Source organism: Acidovorax sp. HMWF018, assembly GCF_003061035.1.
GTDB classification, from domain to species: Bacteria; Pseudomonadota; Gammaproteobacteria; order Burkholderiales; family Burkholderiaceae_C; genus Acidovorax; species Acidovorax delafieldii.
Genome location: NZ_QAIM01000427.1, coordinates 1 through 517 on the forward strand (window position 1 = coordinate 1; position 517 = coordinate 517).

Annotated in this window: 1 pseudogene; it reads left to right on the plus strand. The window is 71.0% G+C overall.

Going from position 1 to position 517, the window contains the following annotated elements:
- Positions 1–517, plus strand: a pseudogene (locus DBR23_RS17885) (permease); the annotation flags it as partial.

Sequence of the window (517 nt, forward strand, 5' to 3'; positions counted from 1 at the left end):
CCACCCCCCTCAGCGCAACCTGAGCCCACGCCCACCACCCTGCCCCCGCGCGCCCTGAACCAGGGCATCGTGGTGGCCAGCTATCTGCTGGTGGCCGCTGCGCTGCTGCTGGTGATGTGGCGTGGCCTGCTGCCCGGCTTGCTGTGTGTGTGCCTGGGCTTTTTGCTCACCCGGGCGCTCACGGGCTGGTTTGCAGCGGGGCTGGGCCGGATCCAGCGCCAAGCCGCCCCATCCCCCACCAGCCTGCGCGTGGCCCAGGTCACGGCCGCTGGTCTGGTGATGCTGCTGCCCCTGGCGCTGCTGGCGCTGGGCCTGACCCATTCGCGTGGCTACCTGGTCAGCGCACCGCAGCAGTACCAGGAACTGCTCACCTACATGGCCCGCACGGTGCTGGAGCTGCGCCTGAAGCTGCCCGCCGACATGGCCTCCCACCTGCCCGAGGGCGTGGCCGACATCCAGCGCATCATTGCCAGCTATCTGGGCGCTAAGGCCGGTGCGCTGGCCATGGCGGGGCGGG